1 protein-coding gene is annotated in these 1320 nt (G+C 36.4%); it reads left to right on the top strand.

The features are described from left to right. Positions 1 to 1320, top strand: a 1320-nt coding sequence (locus BCT34_RS02070; protein WP_198593450.1) for an Ig-like domain-containing protein, incomplete at both ends; no start/stop codon positions are given.

The following is a 1320-nucleotide window of genomic DNA, read 5'->3' as shown; positions in this document are numbered from 1 at the left end:
AGAAGCGGAAGAGAAAGCCAGCGTAGATAATGAGAATGATGAAGAACTCTTTAGTGTTAAAGAAGTTGATATTAAAAATGTTAATATTAAAGCTTCAGAAAAGAAAATAAGCCCTCCCCAGATTTCAGAATCCTCAGAATCCTCAGAACCCTCAGAACCCTCAGAACCCTCAGAACCTTCAAGTGATAATTTCATTAGTGATTTTGACTTGTCGGATGAATCTAATTCCGGGGGAAAAGACGATTTCATAACAAATAATTCTAAGCCAACTTTTGTCGGAACATCAAAGCCAAACTCAGATATTATCATTACCATTAATAATATTAATTATAAAACCATTACTGATTCCGATGGTAAATTTTCCATAACTATTAACCAAGAATTATCTGATGGAACTCATTTAGTTTTTATTCAGTCATCTGATGAAAATGGTTTGATTGCCAATTCTTCTGAAAGTGTGACGATAGATACAACAACTCCTTTACTATCAGAAGCAGTTATTGACAATTCGAATTCGGAGCTGATTGATATTTTATCTGACTCTAATATTGTTTTTAAAGGTATATCTGAAATTGGAGCAAGAGTCGTTGTTGATATTTATGATGGTGAAGAAATAATTATTTCTTTAAGCACTATTGTAAATGATAATGGAGAGTGGGTAATAATTAGTTCTAGTGAAATTCAAGATGGGACCTACACTTGGAAAGTGACAGCTACCGATAAAGCCGATAATGTTGTAAGTATTCCAGGTGGAGACGTGATTATTGATACAATAGCTCCGATTTCTACTGAAAATAAACTATTAGATGATAGTTCTATTCAAGATTCTATTACCAATATAAATCAACCTAGATTCGTTGGTAAAACAGAGCCAGACGCATCCGTTAATATTATTATTTATTCAGATGATGGAACAGAGTTTCCAGCTATTGCAACCGTTTCAGCAGATGGTGTTTGGGAAGCTCAATCACCGATTGAACTTCCTGATGGCGTTTATTCTTGGATTGTTAGAACTGAGGATAGTGCAGGTAATGTTAGCATAACTTCTCCTAATTCTATGACTATTGATACCACACCTCCCGTCTTAAGTTCTGTAAGTTTAGATACGGATAGTGGTCGTTCCGATAGTGATGGTGTTACTCATACTACTATGCCACGATTCTCTGGTGCTACGGAGAGTGGGGCAAGTGTGATTATTACTATTCATCAAGGTGAGTACCTCATAGATACTATCACTACTATTGCCGATGGCAATGGGAATTGGATCGCAGAAGGTCACGTAGGTTTGGAAGATGGGGGGTACACTTGGACGGTGACAGT

The organism is Vibrio sp. 10N.261.45.E2 (assembly GCF_002875705.1).
Classification (GTDB): Bacteria; Pseudomonadota; Gammaproteobacteria; order Enterobacterales; family Vibrionaceae; genus Vibrio.
The sequence above is the reverse complement of the archived record's forward strand: the minus strand, read 5'-3'. Positions and strand labels throughout refer to the sequence as shown.